Source organism: Natrinema sp. CRL1 (assembly GCF_059162405.1).
Genome location: NZ_JBLVOY010000001.1, coordinates 961,761 through 985,138, shown reverse-complemented (window position 1 = coordinate 985,138; position 23,378 = coordinate 961,761). Strand labels below are relative to the sequence as shown.

Here is a 23,378-nt window from a genome sequence, read left to right as displayed (position 1 = left end):
CCGACAGTTCCGGAGGATTCGATGACTACCGACACCCCATCCGTCCTGATCGTCGAAGACGAGCCCGACCTCGCGAACCTCTATGCCGCGTGGCTCGAGGAAGTCTGTGCAGTCCAAACGGCATCGGACGGCACCGACGCGCTGGCGGCGATCGACGAATCGATCGACGTCGTCCTCCTCGATCGGCGGATGCCCGGGCTCTCGGGGTCGACCGTCCTCGAGACGATCCGGGAGCGAGACCTCGAGTGCCGGGTGACGATGGTGACGGCAGTCGAACCCGACTTCGAGATCATCGAGATGGGGTTCGACGACTATCTGATCAAACCCGTCTCGCAGGACGAACTGGTCGCGGTCATCGACCAACTGCTGCTCCGGTCGTCCTACGACGAGCAGCTACGGGAGTTCTTCGCGCTTGCCTCGAAGAAGGCGTTACTGGACGATCAAAAGAGCAGGGCCGAACGCCGCTCGAGTCAGGAATATGCCGAACTCGAGGATCGGCTGGCCGTCCTCCGTGTCGAGGTCGACGACACGATGCAGGAACTCTTGGCCCAGGACGGTTACCGCCAACTCTGTCGCGATATTACGAGCAATTCGGTCGTTCAAGAGTAACGGCGTCCGCTCCCCGGTGGTACAACAGTCTCGTGCGTTCAGTGGGGTCCTGACGAACAAAGTACACACACACACACATGACACAACCGAACCGGACCGACGCCGTCAAAGACCTCGTCCAGCAGCACTGGAACGACCGCGCCGCGACGTTCGACGACGCGAGCCACCACGGCATCCACACCGACGACCAGCGCGAGCGGTGGCTGTCGGTGCTCCGCGAGCGGACCGGCGACGACCCGCTGCGAGCCCTCGATCTCGGCTGTGGAACGGGCGTCGTCTCCCTGCTGCTGGCGGAGTTGGGCCACGAGGTTACGGGCGTCGACCTCGCCCCGGAAATGCTCGAGCGCGCGCGGGCGAAAGCCGAACGGGCCGACCGATCGATCGCGTTCCATCGCGGGGACGCGGAGGTGCTTGCGCTTCCCGACGACGCGTTCGAACTGCTCACGGCCAGACACCTCATCTGGACGCTGCCGAATCCCGGCGCGGCGATCGATGAGTGGCAGCGAGTCGTTAAACCAGGCGGCCGACTCCTCCTGATCGAGGGATACTGGGACCACGACCAGCCGTGGGGCGAGTACGAGGCGATCCACGACGACTTACCGCTGTACGACGGCCGCCCGCCCGCCGACCTCCGCGAGTTCCTGGCGAGCAACGGTCTCCGGGAACTCGAGTACGAACCGCTGTCGGACCCGGCGCTGTGGGGCCGAGAACCACACCACGAGTATTATATCATGACCGGCACGGTTCCCCGGTAACGCGGGACGGGTCGTCCGAAAAGCGGAGAATGCCGCTACTCGAGCCGGCGCTCGAGCGTCGTCACGTCCCGAATCTCGATCCGCGTTCCACCGTTTGCGCCGTTGGAGACGGTACACTCCCAGTCGTGGGCTTCGGCGATCGCCCGGACGAGTGCGAGGCCGAGCCCGTCGATCGCAGTGTCGTCGTCGCGGGTCGGATCGAGCACGCGTTCGTGTGCGTTCGGCGGGATCTCCGCGGCGTCGTCGAGCAGGAAGAAGCCGCGACTGCCGCCGTCCTCGAACCCGACGAGGCCGATCTGAATCGTCACGTCACCCTCGGCCCGCGCAACGGCACTGTCGAAGGCCGTCTCGAGGAGGTGGACGAAGCGGTCGGGATCGGCCCGGAGCGCGGCCGAGCCGTCGACGATAATGCTGTCCTCGTCGAGGCGTGACTCGCCAGCGGCGTCGGTGATCGCTGACTCGAGGCGGAGTCGGCTACGCGGGCCGATTGCGGAGGCGTTGCGGGCGAACTCCCGAACGTCGTCGACGAGCCCCTCGGCGCGGTCGAGGGTCGTTTCGACGGTGTCCTCGGCGAGCGGGAATTCCCACTCGTCGGCCGTGTCGTCCGCGAGCGCGTCAGCGACGGCCGTGAGTTGGTCTTTCAGATCGGTCGAGAGGACGTCGGCGACGGCCTCGAGGCGCTCGGTCTGGCGCTCGAGTTCGGCGGTTCGGTCCCGAAGGACCCGTTCCCGATCGGCTCGGTCGAGGGCGGCTCGCGTGTTCTCGACGAGCGTCGAGATGAGGTCGACATCGGTCTCGTCGAATCGGTTGGGGTCGAGCGCGCCCGTCATGAGGACGCCGTGGGTGCCGATCGGGGCGATGATCTCCGATCGGAGCGGCGTGTCCGGATTGTAGAGTTCGCCGGCGGTCTCGAGGTCGTCGAACCGTTCGACTTCGCCGGCCTCGAAGACGTCCCAGACGAGGCCTTCGCCGGGGTTGAACCGCGGCAGGCCGCCGAAGGTATCGTGTGCGCCGGCGGTCCCGGCCACGGGCTCGAGGTAGCCCTGTTCTTCCTCGAGGAGCCAGACGCCGCTGATGGGGAGATCGAGCAGGTCGCCGCCGGCGTGGACCGAGATCGCACAGATCTCTTCGGGATCGTCGGACTCGAGGAGCCAGCGGGTGATCTCGTGGAGCGACGTGATGACGCGGTCGTACTCGTGTTGGTCGGTGATATCGCGGACGACGGCGGCGACGGTCGCGGTGTCGTCCTCGATCGGGACGAACCGGAACTCGCCCATTCGGTCGTCGCCATCCGGACCGGTGTAGGGGAGTTCGAGCTGTCGACGATCTGCGTTGCCGACATCGACATCAGTGATCGCGCGGCCGATATCGACCGCGTGCTGGTCGTCGATGCCCGCCAGTTCGGTCAGGGTTTCAACGTGCTCGCCGTCCAAGGCCGACCGATCCGCACCGAGGAGCGTTTCGGTCGCGCCGTTGATCGCGACGATTTCGCGGTTGCGATCGAGCGTGATGACGGCGTCGCGGATCGCCTCGACGACGGCGGCGTGTTGGGCCACCGTCGTCTCCTGTGCCCGCCGCTCGGTGACATCGCGCATGTACACCGAAAGCCCGTTCTGAGACGGGTAGGCCCGCGCTTCGAACCACGTCTCGAGGTGCGTGTGATAGATCTCGAAGGACACCGGTACCTGCTCGTCCATCGCGCGGTGGAATCCGTCGGGAAACTGCGTCTCGACGGTCTGGGGGAACTCGTCCCACATGACCCGTCCGATCAGGTCCTCGCGGGAGCGCTTGAGCAGCGTTTCGGCCCGCGCGTTGAGATAGGTAAAGCGAAAGCCGGTATCGAGCGCGAAGAAGGCGTCCGTCACCCGGTCGACGATCGGCACGGATCGCATGGTCACGACTCGCCACCCCCGCCCGACGACGGATGGGCCTTCCCCTCGCGTTCGAGGCAATCGCCTCTCGCGGCCGTTGATCTCATCGACAGACAGTCAGCACATAGTTTGTGAAACCCCTATTTCAGTGTCGTGGCCGAGCGCTAGTGTGTCACTTGGTGGCATGAAATGTTCCCGATCGCGACACCGTTTGCCGTCACCGCACCGAACGAATACCCACGGTCGGCGAGCCGTTCAAAACCGGTCGGTCAGTGCGACCGCCGTTTCGGGGAAGAGTGTCGACATCGTCTCGAGCGAGGCCGAGTCCGTCACCTCGAGTCGTCCCGTTCGCTCGAGAGCGCTCGCGGATCGGAAGCCAACGACGAGCTGGGAGAGCGCGCCGATATCGAGGCGGACGTCGGCGGACGACTCTGTCTCCGAGCGATCGCGCAGTCGGCGGCAGTCCGCGCGGCCGTCCGAGACCGCGAGGCGGAACGTGCCGTCGTTCCACTCGGCGAGCGAGTCCTCGACGGCGAGCGTTACGGTCGCCTCGCGGTCCGGATAGGCGAGCGCGGAGAGCGTCTCCGCAACGTCGACGATGCGGACCATCGGTCCGTTCTCGACGGTCGTCTCGATCCGATCCGGCTCTCGAGCGATCGCTCGAAGCGGAACGTCGTCGGGCACCCGGAGGCGAACACGCTGAACTTGGGACTCGTGATCGTAACAGAATGACAGCAGGGCCAACACGGCGTCGTGATCGACGGCGGCGAGTTCGGAGATGGCCATCGTCCGATCGCCCTCCGACCCGTCCATCGTGTAGACGAGGTAGCCCTGCACTCGCCCGTCACGCTTGTACGCGTAGACGAAGGGGTCGTGCTCGTGGTCGGCGAAGACGCGGTATCGCCACCACTCCTCGTCGCGCTCGAGGGCGAGCGAGTACCGGTCGGCATACGTTTCGTAGGCCGACTCGAGCGCTTCGTACTCGTCGGCCTCGAGTCGACGGAACGACCCCGCGTCCCGGTCGACGGCGTCGGCCGCGACCGAGAGTACACTTGGGTCGCACTCGTGGGTCACGATCCGGGTGCCGGTGTCCCAGCCGTACTGCCGGTAGAACCGATAGCGGAACGGCCACAGGACCGAGAACCGCACGTCGCGGTCGCGATACTCGGCGAGCGATTGGGCGAGCAACTGTCGGACGTAGCCGCGACGGCGGTACTCGGGCGGGGTCGCGACCGATGCCAGTCCGGCGGTTCGATGGACCTCGTCGCGTACGCGGGCCTCGAGCCAGTAGTGCCGACAGACGCTGCGCGGCTTCGCATCGTCTGCCGCTCCATCTTCGTACACGCCGCGCCGAGAGCCGAGGGTGTCCCGGGGCGTTTCGTGAGCCGCGGGATCGTACGCTGGCACCCCCTCTTCGGGCCGGAACGCATAGCTGCGATACTCGTGGAACACGTCCCGTTCGTCCGGAATGGGACGATAGTCGACCATACTACCGAGAGCGCAGGCGACCGAGAAAACTGTTCGTAATACCGCCGGCTCCCCGCACTCGGATCGCGGACGGCGAGACGCGACGATGCTGTTGCGTTCGGTACGGACGAGCGAAAACCGAGGTCGGCTTCAGACGTGCTCCTCGACGAAGGCTTCGATCCGGTTCAGCGCCTTCCGAAGGTCCTCGAGCCCGGTGGCGTAGGAGATGCGCAGGTGGCCCTCGCCGCCGTCGCCGAAGACGTCGCCGGGGACGACGGCGACGCCCTGCTCGCGCAGGACTTCCTCGGCGAACTCTTCGGCGGTAAAGCCCTCGGGTACCTCTGGGAAGCAGTAGAACGCGCCCTTGGCCTCGAAGACATCCAGTCCGATCTCGCGGAACCGCGAGAGGACGAACTGGCGGCGGCGGTCGTACTGGTCGACCATCTCCCGAACGTCGTTTTCACAGGAGTCCAAAGCCTCGAGTGCGGCGTGTTGGGCCGTCGTCGGCGCGGACAGCATCGTATACTGGTGGATCTTGTTCATCGCACCGATGGCGTCGGCGGGGCCGAGGGCGTAGCCCAGTCGAAGCCCGGTCATCGCGTGGGCTTTCGAGAAGCCGTTGAAGACGATGGTCCGCTCGCGCATCCCCTCGAAGCTCACGATCGAGGTGTGCTCGCCGTCGTAGGTCAACTCGGCGTAGATCTCGTCCGAGAGGACCATCAGGTCGTGCTCGCGGGCGAAGTCGGCGATCGGCTCGAGGTCCTCGGCGGGCATGATCGCGCCCGTTGGGTTGTTGGGATAACAGAGAACCAGCATGTCCGCGTCGGCCGCGCCGGCCGCCTCGAGGCCCTCGACGGTGAGTCGGAAGTCGTCTGCCTCCCTCGTGGGGACCGGCAGCACCTCGCCGCCGGCGAAGATGACGCCGGGCTCGTAGGAGATGTACGACGGCTGGGCGATCGCGACCGTGTCGCCGGGGTCGACGAACGCCCGGAAGGCGAGATCGACCGCCTCGCTCGCGCCGGCGGTGACGAGGATCTCCTCGTCGGGGTCGTACCCTAACTCGAACCGGTCGGCGACGTAGTCCGCGATCGCCTCGCGGAGTTCGCGCTTGCCCCGGTTTGCCGTATAGGAGGTCTTCCCCTGCTTCAAGGACGTGATCGCCGCATCGCGGGCCGCCCACGGCGTCGCGAAGTCGGGTTCGCCGACGCCCAGCGAGATGACCTCGTCGCGTTCCTCGGCGATTTCGAAGAAGCGGCGGATGCCGGATGGCGGCACCGTCTGGACGCGGTCTGACAGTTCGAACGTCATTGTCAGGGTGAGAACGAGAGGCGGTCGTCGCCCTCGCCGTCGCCGAGTTCGATCCCGTTCTCCTTGTAGGAGGTCATCACGTAGTGAGTGACCGTCTGGGTGATCTCGGGGACCGGCGCGACCTTCTCGCTGATGAACTGTGAGACCTCACGGATGGAGTCGCCCTCGACCTCCATATCGAAGTCATAATCGCCGCTGATCAGCCGCAGGGCCTTGACCTGCGGGAACCGTGCGAGGCGCTCTGCGATGTCGTCGTAGCCCGTCTCGCGGTCGAGCGTGACGTTCAACTCGACCTCGGCTCGGACGCGTTCGTCTTCCAGTTTGTCCCAGTCGACGACCGCCTGGTACCCCCGGACGACGCCCGCCGCCTCGAGCTCCTCGATAGTCGCCTCGACCTCGTCTTCCTCGAGGTCGGTCATTCGCGCGATATCCGCCGTGGAGTAGCGCGCGTTCTCACGAAGCAACTCGAGCACCTCGCGTTCGCTCATATGCACCCTCATCGCAGGGTGGGCAAAAAGGCGTTGCTACTCGTCGGCGGTTTCGCTCTCGCTCGAAACGCTCGAGAGTGGGTCCGAGTAGAACAGTCTCGGGGAGCGTTTCCTAATGCAAGGACGACTCACAGCGCGGACAGATTCGGGACTGCATCGGCACGCGTCGGTTGCAGCCGGGGCAGGTGATCTCTTCTTCTAACTGGAACCAATGTGGACGACTCATGTACCGCTCCGAAGGTTCCACGTCCGTCGTATAATATCCACTGTGAGAGATGCGTACTGTAACCACGGTGTGTTATTCAGACGCACTGATACCTGTCGGACAGATCGTCCCTGACTGCGAACGCTGTACTGGCGAGTTACCGATAGTTCTTGAACAGCAGCGCCCGCACGTCGTCTTTCGTCTGGACCTGTTCGCTCGAGCCGTCGGGGAGTTCGACGGTGTATCGGAAGTCCGCCGAGTTCGATTCTTCCCACTTGTCGTCGTGGGTTTCGAGCAGGCTCATCATCTCGTCTAACATCTCGTCGTCGTCGGCCGAGCCGTCACCGTCGCCGTCTCCACCGTCATCGCTGTCGTCGGCTGCGGTCTCGTCGTCCCCGTCGTCAGCGTCCGGTTCGCCGTCGGAGTCGTCCGGCTCGTCCGCCGATTCGTCTTCGCTCGAGTCGTCGCCGTCTGCCCCGTCCGTCTCGGAATCAGGGTCGTCGCTTTCCTCGTCGAGGACCTCGTCTGCCGCCGGAGCCTCGCCTTCGACGTAGGAGACTTCCTCGAGTTCGTGGGGATCGTCGTCGCCCTCGATCGCGGCCCCGACGGACGCCGAAACGTCGTCGGTCGCCGAGGAGTCGAACTCGCCGTCGATATCGATCTCCTCGTCGAGGTTGTCGATCAGGAACTGCACGGCGTCCTGTTCGCGGACGAAGCCGTACTTGCCGACGACCGAATCGGAGATCTCCTCGCGGAGGTACTGGATGAACGCGTACTGTTCGTCGGTGACCTCGAGCGTCTTCATACCCAGTCGATGCGGCCGGGGGTACTAATATGTAAGTCGTCCCGATCGTCGCCGACTCGAGCGAGGTCTCCCCCGAACGTGACGATTAAGGACGAACGATGCGAACTGTTCGATATGGTTCTCCAAGAGTCCGAATCCGAACTCGAGGCCGGCGACGCCGCGCCGGCGTTCGAACTCGAGGGCGTCGACGGCGAGACGTACTCCCTCGACTCCTTTGCCGACGACGAGGCGCTGCTGGTCGTGTTCACCTGTAACCACTGCCCGTACGCGCAGGCGAAGTTCGACCTGCTAAACGAACTCGCCGAGAAGTACGACGACGTGTCGGTCGTCGGGATCAACTCGAACGACGCCGAGGAGTACCCCGAGGACTCCGTCGAGAAGATGCGGGAATTCGTCGACGACGGGAGAGTCCAGTACGACGCCTACCTCCGGGACGAGAGTCAGGCCGTCGCCCGCGAGTACGGCGCGGTCTGTACGCCGGATCCGTTCCTGTTTGCACGCGACGACGGCGAGTTCCGACTGGCCTACCACGGCCGACTCGACGATGCTCCGAACCCCGACGACGAGCCGAGCCGGTTCGAGATCCGCGAAGCGATCGACGCCGTGCTGGCCGGCGAAGACGTCGACCTCGAGTGGCAGCCCTCCCGGGGCTGTTCGATCAAGTGGAAAGACGAGTAATCCGTTTCGCTCGCTGTTTTAGCCCGGGCAACCCGGAAACTGCGTCGTTCGGCCCCAGACTTTAGTCGCCCGTCGATGTGGAAGACAGCGGTATGAGTCAGGAACCGCGCGGTAACGCGCTCCGCGAGACGCTCGAGAACGACGAGGTCGCGCTGGGCGTCCTCGAGAACACGTATAGCCCGGCGGTCGTCGAACTCTACGCGGCTCTCGGCGCGGACTTCGTCTGGATCGACCTCGAGCACGGCGGGCCGAGCCCGCGGGACGCGGAACAACTGGAAGCGCTCCTGCGAGCGGCAGACGGCACCGACACGGAGCTACTGGTACGCGTGCCGGACACCGATCCGTCGCTGGTCCGGAAGGTCCTGGACGCGGGCGTTCGGAACGTGTTCCTCCCGCGAGTCGGCAGCAGCGACGAACTCGAGGCCGCAGTGCGTGCGGGCCGGTTCGAGTACGGCGGCGAGCCCGGTCGACGCGGGATGGCGAATCCGCGCGCGAGTCGCTGGGGACTCACGGACGACTACGTAACGAGCGAAGACGACTCGGTCGTCGTCGGCGTCACGATCGAGACCGCGTCGGCGCTCGAGGACCTCGAGTCGATTCTCGAGGTCCCCGAACTCGGCTTCGTCTTCATCGGTCCGCTGGACCTCTCGGTTTCGCTCGGCCATCCCGGCGAGTTCGATCATCCCGAAGTCGAGGAAGCCGTCGAGACGATCCGATCGGCGGCCGTCGAGGCGGACGTGCCGGTCGGCGGGCTCGGGTTCGGCATGGACGACGTCAACGAGAAAGCCCAGAACGGCTACCAGCTGCTGAACATCGGGACGACGACCGGCGCGTTACAGTTCTCTGTCACCGGCTGGCTGGACGACTACGAGGGCGAGTGACCCACCGGTCGAATCGCGTTACCGCTGGACCGCGCGACGGTACTGGATCGGCCACTCCTCCGCGGCCGCCTCGGGATCGCGCTCGAGGTCGCCGGCGGCGCGCAGCCCGAAGTACGGATCGCGGAGGAACTCCCGACCGACGAGGACGAGGTCGGCCCGGCCGTTCCGGACCAGCGCGTCGGCCTGTTCGGGTTCGGTGACGCCGCCGACCGCGCCGACGGCGACATCGGCTCCCTCGCGGACTCGCTCGGCAAGCGGCACCTGAAAGTTCGGCCCCGCCGGGGGCGCTTGGTCGGGATGGAGCCCGCCCGAGCTCACGTCGACCAGATCGACGCCCAGTTCGGCGAGGTCGTCGGCCAGCCGTACCGATTGCTCGATGTCCCACGCGTCGCGGTCGTCGAGCCAGTCCGTCCCGGAGATGCGGACGAAGACCGGCTTACCGTCGGGCCAGACCTCGCGGACGGCCGTGACGACCTCGCGGACCAGTCGCGTGCGGTCCTCGAAGCTGCCGCCGTAGTCGTCATCGCGATCGTTCGTGACCGGCGAGAGGAACTCGTGGAGCAGGTAGCCGTGGGCCGCGTGAACCTCGGCGATCTCGAACCCGGCCTCGAGCGAGCGCTCGGCCGCGGCGCGGTAGGCGTCGATCACGCCCTGAATGTCCTCGGCGTCGGCTTTCCGCATTGCCGGCCGGTCGCCGTCGAACGGCGGATAGGCCTCCGGCGACGGCGAGAGGACTTCCCAGCCCGACGCGCCGTCAGGGTCGGTCTCGTCCGGCCCAATCGGGACGTTCCCGTCCCACGGGCGCTTCTTGCTCGCCTTGTGGCCCGCGTGGGCGAGTTGGATCCCCGGCACTCCGCCCTGCTCGCGGACGAACTCGGTGATCGGCTCGAGCGCGGCCGCGTGCTCGTCGCTCCAGATGCCGAGGTCGTGGGGCGTGATCCGGCCCGCGGGGGAGACGGCGGTCGCTTCGGTCATGACGATGCCCGCCCCGCCGACGGCTCGGCTCCCGAGGTGGACCCTGTGCCATTCGGTCGGCAGCCCGTCAGGGTCACAGGAGTACTGACACATCGGCGAGACGGCGATTCGATTCGGTGCCTCGAGATCGCCCAGAGACAGCGAAGAGAGTGCGTCTGTCATCGACTAGCCGTAGTCACGGCGTCGGGAAAACGCCCGTGGACGGGGAGGGCATTGCCGCCGACCGTGATACTGGGTCGCAGGTCGCGCCCGCAGCAGTCCCACGACCACTTATTTCGGTCGCGGGCAGAAAGCCGGTATGACCGCCTCGAGTCCGTTCGACGCGAGCCCGTTCGGTTCGGCCCTGTTCGAGACCGACCGCCCAGTCATCGGCATGGTTCACCTCCCGCCGTTGCCCGGCGCACCGGGGTTCGGTGACGGTGACGCAGACGACCGCGAAGCGGTCCGCACCCGCGCGCTCGAGGACGCCGCCCGGCTCGAGTCGAGCGGAATCGACGGGATCATCCTCGAGAACTTCGGCGACGCGCCGTTCTATCCCGAGGACGTACCCAAACACGTCGTCGCGGAGCTGACCGCGATCGCGACGGCGCTGACCGACGCTGTCGACGTGCCGGTCGGGATCAACGTGCTCCGCAACGACGCCGCGGCGGCGCTGTCGGTCGCCGCAGCCGCCGACGCCGATTTCGTCCGCGTCAACGTCCACGTCGGCAGCGCCGCGACCGATCAGGGGATCCTCGAGGGCCGCGCCCACGAAACGCTCCGGCTGCGCGAGCGACTCGAGGCCGAGGTCGCGATCCTCGCGGATGTCCACGTCAAGCACGCGACGCCGATCGGCGAGACCGAGATCGGACACACGGCCCACGAAACGGTCGAGCGCGGCGGAGCCGACGGCGTGATCGTCTCTGGCCCCGGAACCGGCGCGGAAACGCCGCTCGCGGACATCGAGTGCGTCGCCGAGTCGCTCGCCAATCCCGACCGCGATCACGCGCCGGTGTTCGTCGGCAGCGGCGTGACGAGCGACACCGTCGCCGACTGTCTCGAGGCTGGCGCGGACGGCGTCATCGTCGGCACCGCGCTCAAACGCGGCGGCGAGACGACGAATCCCGTCTCGCAGGAGCGCGTCGAGAAACTCGTGGCGGCCGCTCGAGCGGCTGGCTCGAGCGACGACTGAATCCGATTTTCGGCGAGTTAGAGGCCCAACATTAGCGGCCCGATCAGCACGCCCATCAGATGTACCCGTCGGCACCGCAATCGAATCGGGACCAGTCCGATCGCGGTCGCTGCAGCGAAGATACCGATACCGAGCGGGCCGGTAAACAGGTACGAGAGAACGAGCAGTAGGGCGAGAACGGCGACCGAAATCTTCCAGTAGGTGAGTCGGCCGACCACCTCGAGGTAGGCGTCCCCGACGACGATCACCAGTGCGAAGCCGAGCAGGCCCGCGAGGACCACGCCCGCGAGCAAGATCGGCAACTCGAGGGGCGCGGCCGTCTCCTCGAAGGCGACCAATACGCCGGTTCGAGGTTGGCCGAGCGCGACCAGTGCGAACAGCGCGAAAATCGTGTTCGCCGTGTCGACGCCGCTGGTTGCGACGATGTAGCCGCGGTCGCTGGCTCCCTCGGGAACGAACACCAGCACTGCGACGGCGGCGATGGCCGCCGAAATGCCCGGAATGTAGCCGACAACGGCTCCCGCCAGCGCGCCGGCGACCGCCGTCGTCCCGACGAACCGCCGCGAGGTCGTGACTGCCTCACCATCTTGTGGCGGAATGCCGGTCCCACGAATCGCGTCGATTAGCACCGGCGCACCGAAGAGGCCGGCAAAGAGGGGCGCGAGGGTACCGCCCGCCTCGAGCGGGGCGTCCGCCGAGAGGTCGAGCGTGAGCGCGTCGAGGCCGGTCGCGAGCGCGAACGAGGACAGCCCGCCGAGCCGGCCGCGCCACGTGGGCTCCGAGGCGATCAGCGCGACCGCCGCCATCGCGAGGACGAGCGACAGGTGTGCTCTGATCGTCGGATAGGCGGCCGTCACGGCTCGCGTCACGGGGACGGCGAGCGGGACCGCCGCGAGCACGGCGAGGATGCTGCCGAGCGCGGAGAGCCGGATCGCTTCGGATCCCCGGCCCTCGAGCACCAGCCGGTGGCCCGGCAGCGCGGTGATCGCCATTTCGGCGTCGGGTACTCCGAGTGCCATCGCGGGGACCGCGTTCAGGAAGGTGTGGACAACGCCCGCGGCGAGCATCCCACAGCCGACGAACAGCGGCGGGCCGGGGACCGACGGCGCGACCCCCGCGAGCAGGAACGCGAAGTTGTTGGCGTGAATCCCCGGGACGAGCCCGCTACAGCTCCCGAGCAGTGAGCCGGCGAGCACCCACGCGAGGCACTGCAGAGTCAGCGACGGCTCGGTGACGATCTCGACTGGAGCGGGCATCGCCGGCTCTGGCCGCGCCCTCGGTTATAGGTTCTCGGACGGCCGTCAGGTCGCCGGCTCGTGATAGACAATCTCCATCGGGAGGCCGGTCTCGTCGTCCGTCGGAACCGCGTCGTCCGCAACCGGCGGAAGCCGTCGGAGATCGCCCGCACGGGCCGTGACCGCGAGCGCGAACGCATCCAGCAGATCGTCGCGATTGGACGCGTGAATCCGTCGTTCGTATTGCTCGAGGTCGTCGATATGTCTCGCCTCGAGCGCCTCGTACTGGTCCCGGAGGTCATCGCCCCACGATCGCGAACTGCGCTCGCCGAACGCCGACAGGATCTCGAGTCGAGCCGCCCGACCGTCCGCCGTGGTCTTCGACTCAGCGACGCCGTCGCCGTCACCCAGCGCCGCGAAGCAGACTTCAGGGTGTGCCTCGCGGACGACGTCCCGTGTGCCCTCGAACTCCAGTAGCAACGCTTCGACTTCGGCGATCCGCGGGGCGATCGCCCACGCCTGTGTGCTCAGTCCTCGCCCAACCTGCCGCCGGTTCGTGTCGTTTGCGGCCCCGTAATTCGATTCGCTGATCGCCTCGCGACAGGGGACGTTGAACACGCTCGAGCGCCGCTCGGGCCCGAGATACGCTTTTGCAGCTCGATCACACGCACGAATGATCGACTCGTCGGCCGATCCCGTCTCGTCATCGGTCCCCGAGGGGAGCCCGATCGGCATGTCGACGAGGATCCGATCGGCCTCGGCGCGCCAGTCACGCCACACGGTCAGCATCGACGGCGAGAACTCGGCCGCAACGCAGACACCACTCTCGCCGTCGGCGTCGCTATCGGTTCGAATACAGACAGCGATCCACCCGCGGCCACCCCAATCGAGTCCCAGATATGTCGACATATGCCACGTTCGAACCGCTCTCTGATAGTCGTTCTGTCACGATGGCGTCGCCACTCGCCCTCGAGTCGAAAGAAAATCGGTGTTGACAGGTCGTCGAAACCGGATCGACGCGACGTTATCCGAAGAGTTCGCCGAGGCCTTCGCCGTCTGCCTCGTCGTCGTCATCGTCGTCGTCGGTCGTGTCCGGCACGTCGCTGGTCTCTTCGGCTTCCTCGTCGGCCTCGTCGCCGCCTTCGTCGGCAGCGGCCTCGCCACCCGCGGCACCGCCTGCGGCGGCTCCGCCAGCGGGAACGGCTGCGGCCTCGGAGACTGCCTCGTCGATGTCGACGTCCTCGAGCGCGGCGACGAGCGCCTTGACTCGGGATTCCTCGACGTCGACGCCGGCGGCGTCGAGCACGTTCGTCAGGTTGTCTTCGTTGATCTCTTCGCCCGATTCGTTCAGGATGAGTGCAGCGTATACGTATTCCATTGTTGTGTCCTCGTGTCGTCGTTATCCGAACATTTCGCCGAGACCGGCCGCGCCGTCGCCGTCGTCTTCATCGTCGTCATCGTCGGCGTCAGCATCGGCGTCTTCGGTCTCAGCGTCGTCTTCGGTTTGGTCGTCGGCCGATTCGTCTTCGTCGTTGGCTGCCGCCGGCTCGGCGGCTGCCGCGACGTCCTGAAGCTCGTCAGGAAGTGCCTCCTCGTCATCGATCTGGGCAGCGATCGCACGCAGCTGTGCGTCGGCCTTGCTGACGAGGTCGGGCATGAGGGCTTCGTCCTCGATTGCGGCCTGCAGGCCGAGGCTCTTGGCCTCGCCCGTGGCCTTCGCGACGAGCGTCGGCGCGGTCGACTCGGTCGGGTAGCTCGCGTTGACCGAGAGGTTCCGTGCGCGAGCGGCCGCCGTCGACACGTCGCTCCGGTAGGCCTCGACATCGATGTCGAGGTCCTCGGGATCGAAGAGGACGCCGTCTGCGATGACGGCGCGAAGGTCGAGACCGACCTCCTTGGGCTCGATACCGAGTTCGTTGAGGACGTTCGCCAGATCCGCGGAGACTTCTTCGCCGGCCTCGAGGACCGTCGAGTCTTCCATGACCTGGATGGATCCCTCTTCGATGCGTGCGTTCGCACCGATACCTTGGAGTTCACCGACGAACGGCCCCGGGTCGACACCGGTGTCCCCTTCGGGGATGACGATGTCGTTCGGGGCGACCTCGCCCTCGTTGATCGGGGCGGGCGTCTTCGATGCCTCGAGTTCCTTGTAGAGCGAGAACGGGTTCTCGTCGGTCGCGATGATCCCGACCTGTCCCCCGATATGCTCGACGAGGTCGCCGAATCCGGCGTCCTCGAGGGCGCGCGTCTGCAGGGTGTTGCGGCTGACGCGCAACACGGCGGTTCCGTGCAGGTCGCGACGCATGTCCTGAAGCTGTTTCGAGGGGATGCCGGCGATGCCGACGACACCGACGCTCTCGTAGTCGTCGATGATCTGGGCGAGCTCGTCGACTTCCTCTCGCTTCCACTGGGGAAGGTTCTCGGTTTTGCGTTCAGCCTGTGCGCTCATATTAGGCTACCTCCACGGACGGGCCCATCGTCGTCTTGACGTAGACGGCGTCGATGTTCTGGGGCCCCTTCTCGAGGTCGGCATGCAGTCGACGCAGGATGACGTCGATGTTGTCGCCGATGTCCTCGGCGTCCATGTCTTCGGCACCGACGAGCGTGTGGAACGTTCGTCGGTCGCCGGAGCGAAGCTGCACGGTGTTTTTGAGTCGGTTGACGGTTTCGACGACGTCGTCGTCGGGCGCGAGCGGGTCCGGCATCTTCCCTCGGGGACCGAGAATGGTACCCAGGTGCCGGGCGATGTCTTGCATCATCGCCTCTTCGGCGATGAAGAAGTCCGTCTCGTCGGCCATGTCCTTCGCGTCGTCGTCGTCCAGATCGGCCACGTCGTCCACCGAAAGGACCTCGTCCGCCGCCTCTTCGGCGCGGACTCCAGTCTCTCCTTCGGCGATGACGACGATCCGAGTTTCCTGGCCGGTTCCGGCCGGCAGGACGATCGACTCGTCAACGCGGTTCGACGGTTCGTTTAGGTCTAAGTCGCGCAGATTAATCGCGAGGTCTACCGTCTCGGTAAAGTTCCGGTCCGGCGAATCCTCGAGTGCGCGGGCTACTGCTGTTTCAATATCCGAATCTGCCATCGTTCACCTCCGTAGTACGCAGGGTGTGCTCCTACGGGTCAGTGAAACAGGCGATGCCTGTCTCCCTTGAACCAAGTGCCATCCCGAACTTAAACCCGTCGAACTGCCAGTACGATCGTCACACGGCACCGTGTACGGTCTCGCCGTCCAACGCGGTGCTGTGCTGGTCGAGACTGAAACCCGATCCGGCGCTGAACCGTCGCGTTCCGTGATAGTATTCGAATAGTAAATCTCTCAATAACCGAAAGTTCTATAATCCGGACTGCTGTAACGTAGTCCATGGGGCCAGTAGACTTATATACTATGACTGGGGCGGCAGCGGTCGACTCGGTCGCGACGCTGGCAGGCGGCGGCGAACTCGAGGCGTATCGATCGCTCGAGCCGCTCGTTCGCGTGGGGATCCAGTTCGCAGGTACCGTCCTCGTTGCGATGATCGTACTCGGATTGTGTCAGCGCTCCGGGACGCAGGCCGTGGCGAAGTCGCGTCGCAGTCCGATCATCTCGAGCTGTATCGGGCTACCGAGCCTGCTCGTCGTCGTCGGACTCGCGAGTACGGGCTACCTGATTGTCGACTCGAGCATCGGGACGTTCTTCGGGATTCCGCTGGTGATTCTCGGCGTCGCCGTCCTGCCCGTGGCGACGGCACTCGGCTTCGTCGCGATCGGCCGCACCCTCGCGTCGCGACTCGGCGACGACCGGCTCTGCGTCGGGGTTCTCGCGGGTGCGCTCCTCTGTGGGGCCGCCGGAGTGTCGCTGCCGGCGACCGTTGTCCTCGCCGGTCTCGCCGGCGTGCTCGGCATCGGCGCGAGCATTCGCGTCGTGTTCGGCGCGACCGGGGCGGCCCGGCCGGACGATCGAACCGTCCCGCCCGCGAACAAGATCTAGTCACGCGCGACCGCGACGCTCGAGCCGGTCTCCGTTTCGTCGTCTTTCACGACAAGTGCCACTCGTTTTGGTCCGGCGATACTGCCGAACGACCGTACTCGATACCCGAGACTGGTCGGTGACTGATCGAGATCGATCGAGAGACCACTGGCTCGAGCGGGAGGTCAAGAGAGAAATCCGGCGACGCGTTTCCGAACGGCCCCGAACAAGCGGGTGCTCGCTCGCGTCTCGAGCGCGTCGATTACGCTTCCGCTTCAGCCGCAAGCACGTCGTCGTACTCGCCGTCGTCGACTCGCTGCTTGAACTCTCGGGCGTCGTTGCCCTCGATCGTGACGCCCATCGAGGCGCAGGTGCCGACGACTTCCTTCGCGGCGTTGATGGTGTCGTAGGCGAGCAGGTCGGGGTGTTTCTGCTCGGCGATTTTCTTGACCTGCTCGACGGAGATGTCCGCGACGAAGTCCTTCTGGGGTTCGCCGCTGCCGGTCTCGAAACCGGCCTCGTCTTTGACCAGTGCGGCCGTCGGCGGGACACCGACGTCGATCTCGAAGGAGCCGTCGTCCTCGTAGTCGACGGTGACGGGGACTTCGGTTCCGTCGAACGCTTCGGTCTGGTCGTTGATCTCCTGTACGACAGCTTGCACGTCGACGGGGGTCGGTCCGAGCTCGGGACCGAGCGGTGGGCCAGGGTTGGCCTGGCCACCCGGAACGAGCACTTCGATGGTTCCAGCCATACCCGTCACAACCCGTGCGCGAGTTTTAAGGGTTGCTAATTCGGGCAGTCATGGTCTGTGAGCGACTGACGTACGCTCCGGCGGCCGCGGTTACTCGACGCTGTCTGCCCGCCAGTCGGCGAACGACTCGAGGACGTCGTCCTCGTCGAAGCGCTCGATACAGGGGACATCGTAGGGATGCAGTTCCCGGACGCGCGCGACGAGATTGTCGTAGGCGTCGTCGGTCGTTTTCGCGAGCAACACGGCCTCGTCATCGCGGTGAATCTCGCCCTCCCAGCGGTAGGTCGAGGTCGTCGAGAGTTGATTGACGCAGGCGGCGAATCGCTCTTCGACCAGCGTCTCGGCGAGTTCGTCGGCCACATTGGGCGGCGCTGTCACGTAGACGGTCGGCATGATAGCGGCTACGCTCGAGGCGGGGAAAAGGACTGCTCTCGGCGACGATTGGTGTCGATCAGCTATCCGTTGCGTCGACCGGCGTGAAGGTGCCGGTGATGTCCCACTCGTGGATACAATGTGGATTGCCGACCTGTTTCTCGCCGTCGTCGCGGGCGATCTGCCAGGCCTCGAGGTCTTCGTCCCACTGTTCGCCTCGACCGCACGCTTCGCATACTCTCGCCATCGGTTTCCGTACCTGTGCGCTCATTACCCAACCGTGAGAACTCGACACATATAACGGTATTCGTGTGCGGCAAGCGCTGCTCCGCAGTCCGGGGGTCGAATCGGGCCTGAAAGCCGGGGTCGTTCGTGCCTCGATACGGCCGAGGGTCGCTCATACGGTTTACTGTACGTCATTTCCGGTGTAACCGCTGCCGGGTCGCGGTTGCGCCGGTAAATCGGTACAGCAATCCGTATCAGTAGACGGCGTCTTTGATCTCCTCGCGGAGTTCGTCGAACTGCTCGAGGTACTCGCGGCGGTCGGCGCGCAGTTCCGCGACCGCGTCGTCGTAGTCCTCGACGTGGTCGGGGACGTAGTAGTCCTCGATGTCGAGTCCCGGGACGGATTCGGGAATCGTCAGCCCCGTTCGCTCGTCGCGGGTCCACTCGATGGTCCCGCGGGCGGTTTCGGTGAGGATCGTCACGGATTCGGTGACGCCGATATCTTGCGATTGCTCGCCGAGATAGCCCGTATTGATCACGTAACAGTCGACGTCGAGGATGTCGATGAGTTCGTGGAAGATGTTCCCCTCCTCGCCTTCGGGGCCGATGATGAAGGGGTTCGTTCCGACGACGCGGATCGACTCGCCGGCTCGCGACGGGTCGCCCGCGCTGGTCTCGATCGACTCGCCGAGCATGAACGCGACGGCGGCCTGTTCTTCGTCGAGTTTGGCCACCGGCGGCATCAGCGGGTTTCGGGTGATGAAGAAGGCCTGATCCATCCGGTCGAGATCGATCTCGTCGGCCGCACTCTCGAGTTCGTCGCGTCGGATGATCGCACGGGAGTTCGACGTGTAGCGGTCCTCGTCGAAGTGGACGGTGCCGTCGTCATCGACCGCGACGTTCTCGAGGATCGCCGACTCGGTGGTCGCGGCCTCGTAGAGTTCCGGCTGCTCGTCCTCGTCGAGGCCGATCGTCTTGATGAACAGCCCTTCGCCCTCGCTGCCGGCGACCGAGCCGTCCGAGAGAAGCCCGCAGACGTCGTCCTGCAACATCGCGGCGTCTTCGGGCTCCTCGAGCCAGCAGCCATGGGAGGTCAGGGTCGATTTGCCGGTCGCGGAGAGGCCCATGAACACCTGTCCGACGGTCTGGAGGTCGCCGGCGGCGTCGCGGACGCGGACCCGTTTGCTCCCCGCGTGAAGCCCGAGGCCGCCCTGCTGTTTGATCCGGTACATGTACAGCCGGAGGAACGACTTCTTGGCTTCGCCGATGTAGTCGGTCCCGAGGACGGCCGTCACGCCGGTGTCGGGACGGACGCGGATCGCGGTTTCGTCGTAGTCGGGCAGGTGGACGGTGTAGAGATCGGGGTCTCGGCCGTCGGTCGGCTCGAACAGGCTCGCCCACGCGTAGGCGATCCGAGCGTGTTCGACGGGGACGAACAGGCGACAGCAGAACGTCGCATCCGAGTGACGCCCCATCAGTCGATCGACACAGAGCATCTCGCGGTCGTCCGCGAGGCCGATCGCGTCGTCGACGAGTTCGTGGTCGCGGTCGGTAAAGTCGTCGTCGACGGCGTTTTTCGTCAGGTCTGCGCTTCGCGAGCGGACGTCGCTGACGTACGACGCCGACCCGAACTCGGTCGTCGTTTCGGCGGGCGCGGCGAGCTCGCGCAGTTCCTCGAGCGACGGATTGTACCGAACGTTCGACGCTGTGGTCGGATCCGGCAGCTGTCGGACCAGCGGGCGGGTCTCCGTCCCGGTTTCAGACATATAGGTGACCAACCACTGCCCTGATGTATAAACATGGAGGATTTTGACCGTCGTGTGTCACGACCTACCAGCGATGCAGTGAGATATGGCGTTTCATACGCTGTATAGGGTTTGAATAACAGTTTCATTATCTACCAAAAACAGTCCAATATCAGATAGGTTTTGAATAGGTACTCGAGTGAGAAATAATTCTACTCGGAATATCCGGGGACGGACTGACGCCGGATGCGGACCAATTTTCACATCTGGTACTGTGGGGCGAACTTCCAAGAGGTCGGTTCGAGTTGCCGAGGACATGGATTACGGTCTCGATATCGGACCGGCGGCGATCCGGGCCGCCACCGACGCTGGCGACGGCCCGGCGATCGAATCGGTCCCGCCGGTCGCGGTGCCGATCGATGACACGCCTGACCCGACGGCGCTCTCGAAGGAGAGTCACACGCTCGAGGTAGACGGAACGACGTACGCGGTCGGCTCGGCCGCTCGGGAAGCCGCCGAGGAAGCGGACGAAACACCCCGATCGCTGTTCGCGAACGGCGTCCTCGAGACGGCGACGACACCCTCCGCGACGGCGGCCGTGGCTGCGCTCCTCGACGACGTGCTGTCGGGAGCGACAGCGGGCCGGCTCTGTTATACGACGCCGGGACCGTTCGCCGACGCGTCGGCGTCGATCGACGCCCACTGCGAAGCTATCGAGTCGGCCCTCGCCGACCGCAGGGTCGGCGCGACGCCGATCAGCAAGGGATTCGCCGTCGTCTACGACCAGCTCGCGGGCGACAACTACACCGGCCTCGGCATCTGTCTGGCGTCCCAGACGACCAGCGCCACGCTCGCGTACTACGGGGTCCCGGCGATGGCCGTCTCGATCCCGAAGGGACGCGAGTGGATCATCGAGCGCGCGGCGGACGACACGGGTCACGCGCCATCGGCGGTTGCCGGCGTGCTCGCGGACTTCACACTCGACCCCAACGCGCCAGCGGGCGGGATCGAGAGCGCGCTCGCGGCGGCCTACGACGACTTGCTCGCCGCATTGATCGAAGCAATCCGGGACGAAGCCGACGAGAGCGACGTCCAGCAGGGACTGTCCGTCCCGATCGCGATCGGTGGCGAGGGCGCGATCGAGGGCGTCGAGTACCTGATCGGCGGTCGGTTCGACGCAGCCACGCTCCCTTTCTCCGTTCGGGGTGTCCGGCTCGCGGACGACCCCGCGACGAGCGCCGCCAGCGGGGCGCTCGCGGCGGCTCGAGACGACGTCGAAGCCGACACGACGATCAGCCGGTCCGCCGCGGATACCGAACGCAACGACACTGCCGACATCGACGACCCCTCGACCGCGGACGAGCCGGCCCCGACGAGCGACGCGACCGAATTCGCGTTCGACGACGGGTCGGCGGGCGACCGGGCGACCGAACGCACCGACGACGCCATCGACCAGTTGTTCGACCGACTCGCGAACCGCGACGCCGAGATCGAATCCGTCCGCGAGGATCTCGAGACCGTGTTCGAGGACCTCGAGTACATCGAGGAACGAACGGCCGCGGCCGAAACGGTCGACGAACTCGACGAGCGACTCGAGTCCTTTGCCGACGATCTGACCGATCTCGAGGCCGAGAGCGAAACCCACGCGAGCGACGACGCGGTCGACGACCTCGGCGACGATCTCGAGGACCTCGACGACGACCTCGAGGCGCTTTCGGAGTCGCTTACGGTACTGACGGACGAAGTGGACGATATCGACGCCGAACTCGAGGCCGTCGAGACCGCCGCGGCCGACGAGCGAGCGACCCTCGAGGGGCGGCTCGCCGACGCAACGGCCGACCTCGAGCGCGTCGCCGAACGGACGGACGCGGTCGAAGACGGACTCGAGGCTGTCCACACAGACCTCGACGAGATTCGAACGTCACTCACCGACCTCGAGGGGACGGCCGCGACCGAAGCGGCCCTCGAGGAAGTGAACGACCACGTCTCCGAACTGACCGGTGACCTCGAAGCCCTCGAAACGGACGTTGATCGCACCGAAACGCGAATCGACGGGGTCTCCGGGCGACTCGAGGAGCTGAGCACACGGCTCGACGGTGTCTCCGGGCGACTCGAGGAGCTGAGCACACGGCTCGACGGTGTCTCCGGCCGGCTCGAGGAGCACTCCGAGCGAACCGACGCGCGGTTCGACGCGCTCGAATCGACCGTCGACGAGGAAATCGCGGCCGTCGATGACGAGATCGAAGCCGTCGACGACGAACTGGAAACCGTCCGCGAGACGGTCGATACCCGTGCTGCCGCGCTCGAGGCCGATCTCGAGAGCGTTCGGGACGCGATCGACGACCTCGAGGAAACCGCGGCGGCCGACGAGCGCGTCGACGTCGTTAGCGAGGATCTATCAGACCTCGAGGCGGCGGTCTCGAACCTCGACGACGCGACCGACGATGTCTCTGAAACACTGGAGGCGCTCGAGTCGCGGGCGGCCACCGCGGGGACAGTCGACGACCTGGCAGCCGATCTCGAGGACACCGACGCGGACCTCGACTCCCTCGAGTCGGAACTGCAATCGCTCGAGGAGACCATCGAGCAGCAACTCGATGAGACGGCTTCGGACCTCGAGTCTCGAATCGCCGCGACAACGGATGCGATCGACGACGACCTCGCGGGACTCGAGGCAACGATCGAGCGACTCGAGGCCGAAACGGCCGCGGACGACGAACTCGACGAGGTGCGCGACTCGCTGGCCGACACGACCGACGAGATCGATGCAGTGACCGCGTCCATCGACACCATTGCGACGGATCTCGAGGCCGTCACAGACCAGGTAGACGACCTCGACACCGAACTCGAGGCGCAGGTACGCGAGATCCGGGCGACTCTCGACGACCGGCTGAGCGACGTTCGATCGACGACTGCCGAGGATATCGACGAGGTAGCGGAGACGGTCACCGGCCGGGTCGACGAGGTCGAGGAAACGGTCTCTGACCGGATCGATGACGTAGCGGCGACGCTCGAGGAGCGAGTGACGACGGTACGAACGGCACTCGAAGACGAGATCGATACTCTCCGAGCCGATCGCGAGCGCGAAACCGAATCGCTCGCCGAGACGGTTTCGGACGTTGGCGATCGAGCCGCCGACAACGAACGGCGGCTAGACGACCACGACGACCGCTTCGAAGAGATTACGTCGGCGATCGAGGCCGTCGAAACCGATATCGACGGCGTGAGCGACGACCTCACGACGCTCGCGGAACGGGTTGACGACGCCACCGAGGCCGCAACCGCCGCCGCGAGCGACTCGGACCTCACAGCGATCGAAGACGACGTTTCGAGGCTCGCCGACCGCCTCGAGTCGCTTCGAACGGACCACGACGATCTCGCAGCGGCCGTCGACTCGCGCTCCGATGACTCGGCGATCGAGACGCTCGATAGCGACGTTCGGACCCTCGACGGCGAGGTGCAGACGCTCAGCGGCGACGTACAGGCGGTCGACGACGACATCGATTCGGTAGACGAGCGGCTGACAACGGTCACCGACCAGCTCTCGGGCCTCGAGCAGCAGGTCGAAGCGGTCGAGAGCCGGGTCGGCGATATCGAAAACCGCGCGGGCCAAAGTGAGGAACTCGAGACGCTCCGGGCGGACCTCGAGGCCGTTCGATCGGACGCGACCGCCGGATCGTCGCTTCCGCAGGCGGTCGTCGCGGGCGGTGGCGGCGCGGGCGTCGTGGCCGGAAGCGTCGCCGCGCTCACAGGCGATGTGGCAGTCGGCGGCGGCGCGGCCCTCGTCGGTCTCGTACTGATCGGTGTCGCGGTGCTGCTCGCTCGCTGAGGGACTGCGATCAGGTGCGAGCTCGCTCCGAGGCGCTGGCGGATCGGCGCGACCGCTCGAG

22 protein-coding genes are annotated in these 23,378 nt (G+C 65.9%); 7 read left to right on the top strand and 15 right to left on the bottom strand.

Annotated features, from left to right (window positions below; all coding sequences use genetic code 11):
- The first annotated feature begins 21 nt into the window (after nucleotides 1-21).
- Nucleotides 22-609 (top strand): response regulator, encoded by a 588-nt coding sequence (locus ACJYUO_RS05125; RefSeq protein ID WP_494344309.1) that lies wholly within the window; start codon nucleotides 22-24, stop codon nucleotides 607-609.
- A gap of 77 nt (nucleotides 610-686) precedes the next feature.
- Nucleotides 687-1,364: a class I SAM-dependent methyltransferase gene (locus tag ACJYUO_RS05120; protein ID WP_494344308.1), complete on the top strand. Its 678-nt coding sequence runs from the start codon at nucleotides 687-689 to the stop codon at nucleotides 1,362-1,364.
- A gap of 35 nt (nucleotides 1,365-1,399) precedes the next feature.
- On the opposite strand, the gene ACJYUO_RS05115 is transcribed toward ACJYUO_RS05120, so the two are convergent.
- The 5 genes from ACJYUO_RS05115 to ACJYUO_RS05095 form a co-directional block, all read right to left on the bottom strand.
- Nucleotides 1,400-3,256 (bottom strand): PAS domain-containing protein, encoded by a 1,857-nt coding sequence (locus ACJYUO_RS05115; RefSeq protein WP_494344434.1) that lies wholly within the window; start codon nucleotides 3,254-3,256, stop codon nucleotides 1,400-1,402.
- A 234-nt stretch (nucleotides 3,257-3,490) separates the two neighbouring features.
- A complete protein-coding gene (locus ACJYUO_RS05110) occupies nucleotides 3,491-4,723 on the bottom strand; it encodes a GNAT family N-acetyltransferase (RefSeq protein ID WP_494344307.1) in 1,233 nt (410 codons plus the stop codon).
- Between the two features lie 129 nt (nucleotides 4,724-4,852).
- A complete protein-coding gene (locus ACJYUO_RS05105) occupies nucleotides 4,853-6,010 on the bottom strand; it encodes a pyridoxal phosphate-dependent aminotransferase (RefSeq protein WP_494344306.1) in 1,158 nt (385 codons plus the stop codon).
- 2 nt (nucleotides 6,011-6,012) lie between these two features.
- Nucleotides 6,013-6,498, bottom strand: coding sequence for an Lrp/AsnC family transcriptional regulator (locus ACJYUO_RS05100; RefSeq protein ID WP_006430033.1), 486 nt, complete (start codon nucleotides 6,496-6,498; stop codon nucleotides 6,013-6,015).
- 362 nt (nucleotides 6,499-6,860) lie between these two features.
- Entirely contained in the window at nucleotides 6,861-7,508 is a 648-nt protein-coding gene (locus tag ACJYUO_RS05095) for a hypothetical protein (protein WP_494344305.1), read from the bottom strand.
- A gap of 114 nt (nucleotides 7,509-7,622) precedes the next feature.
- Between ACJYUO_RS05095 and ACJYUO_RS05090 the strand changes: the two genes are divergently transcribed.
- Both ACJYUO_RS05090 and ACJYUO_RS05085 read left to right on the top strand, forming a co-directional pair.
- Nucleotides 7,623-8,186, top strand: a complete 564-nt coding sequence (locus ACJYUO_RS05090; protein ID WP_494344304.1) for a thioredoxin family protein — start codon at nucleotides 7,623-7,625, stop codon at nucleotides 8,184-8,186.
- 92 nt (nucleotides 8,187-8,278) lie between these two features.
- Entirely contained in the window at nucleotides 8,279-9,067 is a 789-nt protein-coding gene (locus ACJYUO_RS05085) for an HpcH/HpaI aldolase family protein (protein WP_494344303.1), read from the top strand.
- Between the two features lie 18 nt (nucleotides 9,068-9,085).
- Here ACJYUO_RS05085 and ACJYUO_RS05080 read toward each other — a convergent pair whose 3' ends face one another.
- Nucleotides 9,086-10,204: an NADH:flavin oxidoreductase/NADH oxidase gene (locus ACJYUO_RS05080; protein ID WP_494344302.1), complete on the bottom strand. Its 1,119-nt coding sequence runs from the start codon at nucleotides 10,202-10,204 to the stop codon at nucleotides 9,086-9,088.
- Between the two features lie 136 nt (nucleotides 10,205-10,340).
- Here ACJYUO_RS05080 and ACJYUO_RS05075 point away from each other — a divergent pair, with 136 nt between their 5' ends.
- Entirely contained in the window at nucleotides 10,341-11,213 is an 873-nt protein-coding gene (locus ACJYUO_RS05075) for a BtpA/SgcQ family protein (RefSeq protein WP_494344301.1), read from the top strand.
- Nucleotides 11,214-11,230: 17 nt separating this feature from the next.
- On the opposite strand, the gene ACJYUO_RS05070 is transcribed toward ACJYUO_RS05075, so the two are convergent.
- The 5 genes from ACJYUO_RS05070 to ACJYUO_RS05050 all read right to left on the bottom strand — a co-directional run bounded on the left by ACJYUO_RS05070 (nucleotide 11,231) and on the right by ACJYUO_RS05050 (nucleotide 15,531).
- The gene (locus tag ACJYUO_RS05070; RefSeq protein WP_494344300.1) at nucleotides 11,231-12,469 is read right to left on the bottom strand and encodes a tripartite tricarboxylate transporter permease; all 1,239 of its coding nucleotides are present in this window, start codon (nucleotides 12,467-12,469) and stop codon (nucleotides 11,231-11,233) included.
- A 45-nt stretch (nucleotides 12,470-12,514) separates the two neighbouring features.
- The gene (locus ACJYUO_RS05065) at nucleotides 12,515-13,357 is read right to left on the bottom strand and encodes a DUF429 domain-containing protein (RefSeq protein WP_494344299.1); all 843 of its coding nucleotides are present in this window, start codon (nucleotides 13,355-13,357) and stop codon (nucleotides 12,515-12,517) included.
- Between the two features lie 115 nt (nucleotides 13,358-13,472).
- Nucleotides 13,473-13,826, bottom strand: a complete 354-nt coding sequence (gene rpl12p / locus ACJYUO_RS05060; RefSeq protein ID WP_444722050.1) for a 50S ribosomal protein P1 — start codon at nucleotides 13,824-13,826, stop codon at nucleotides 13,473-13,475.
- 21 nt (nucleotides 13,827-13,847) lie between these two features.
- The gene (locus ACJYUO_RS05055; RefSeq protein WP_494344298.1) at nucleotides 13,848-14,897 is read right to left on the bottom strand and encodes a 50S ribosomal protein L10; all 1,050 of its coding nucleotides are present in this window, start codon (nucleotides 14,895-14,897) and stop codon (nucleotides 13,848-13,850) included.
- Between the two features lies 1 nt (nucleotide 14,898).
- Nucleotides 14,899-15,531: a 50S ribosomal protein L1 gene (locus ACJYUO_RS05050; RefSeq protein WP_006430022.1), complete on the bottom strand. Its 633-nt coding sequence runs from the start codon at nucleotides 15,529-15,531 to the stop codon at nucleotides 14,899-14,901.
- Between the two features lie 303 nt (nucleotides 15,532-15,834).
- On the opposite strand from ACJYUO_RS05050, the gene ACJYUO_RS05045 reads away from it, so the two are divergent.
- Nucleotides 15,835-16,416, top strand: coding sequence for a hypothetical protein (locus ACJYUO_RS05045; protein WP_494344297.1), 582 nt, complete (start codon nucleotides 15,835-15,837; stop codon nucleotides 16,414-16,416).
- Between the two features lie 241 nt (nucleotides 16,417-16,657).
- On the opposite strand, the gene ACJYUO_RS05040 is transcribed toward ACJYUO_RS05045, so the two are convergent.
- The 4 genes from ACJYUO_RS05040 to ACJYUO_RS05025 form a co-directional block, all read right to left on the bottom strand.
- Complete coding sequence (locus tag ACJYUO_RS05040; protein ID WP_138245325.1) at nucleotides 16,658-17,146, bottom strand: 50S ribosomal protein L11; 489 nt, start codon at nucleotides 17,144-17,146, stop codon at nucleotides 16,658-16,660.
- Nucleotides 17,147-17,236: 90 nt separating this feature from the next.
- A complete protein-coding gene (gene cutA, locus ACJYUO_RS05035; RefSeq protein WP_494344296.1) occupies nucleotides 17,237-17,539 on the bottom strand; it encodes a divalent-cation tolerance protein CutA in 303 nt (100 codons plus the stop codon).
- 58 nt (nucleotides 17,540-17,597) lie between these two features.
- Nucleotides 17,598-17,789, bottom strand: coding sequence for an HEWD family protein (locus tag ACJYUO_RS05030; RefSeq protein ID WP_006430019.1), 192 nt, complete (start codon nucleotides 17,787-17,789; stop codon nucleotides 17,598-17,600).
- A gap of 208 nt (nucleotides 17,790-17,997) precedes the next feature.
- Complete coding sequence (locus ACJYUO_RS05025) at nucleotides 17,998-19,509, bottom strand: phosphoenolpyruvate carboxykinase (ATP) (protein ID WP_494344295.1); 1,512 nt, start codon at nucleotides 19,507-19,509, stop codon at nucleotides 17,998-18,000.
- A 295-nt stretch (nucleotides 19,510-19,804) separates the two neighbouring features.
- Between ACJYUO_RS05025 and ACJYUO_RS05020 the strand changes: the two genes are divergently transcribed.
- Entirely contained in the window at nucleotides 19,805-23,317 is a 3,513-nt protein-coding gene (locus ACJYUO_RS05020; RefSeq protein WP_494344294.1) for a disk-shape morphogenesis protein volactin, read from the top strand.
- The last annotated feature ends 61 nt before the right edge of the window (nucleotides 23,318-23,378 follow it).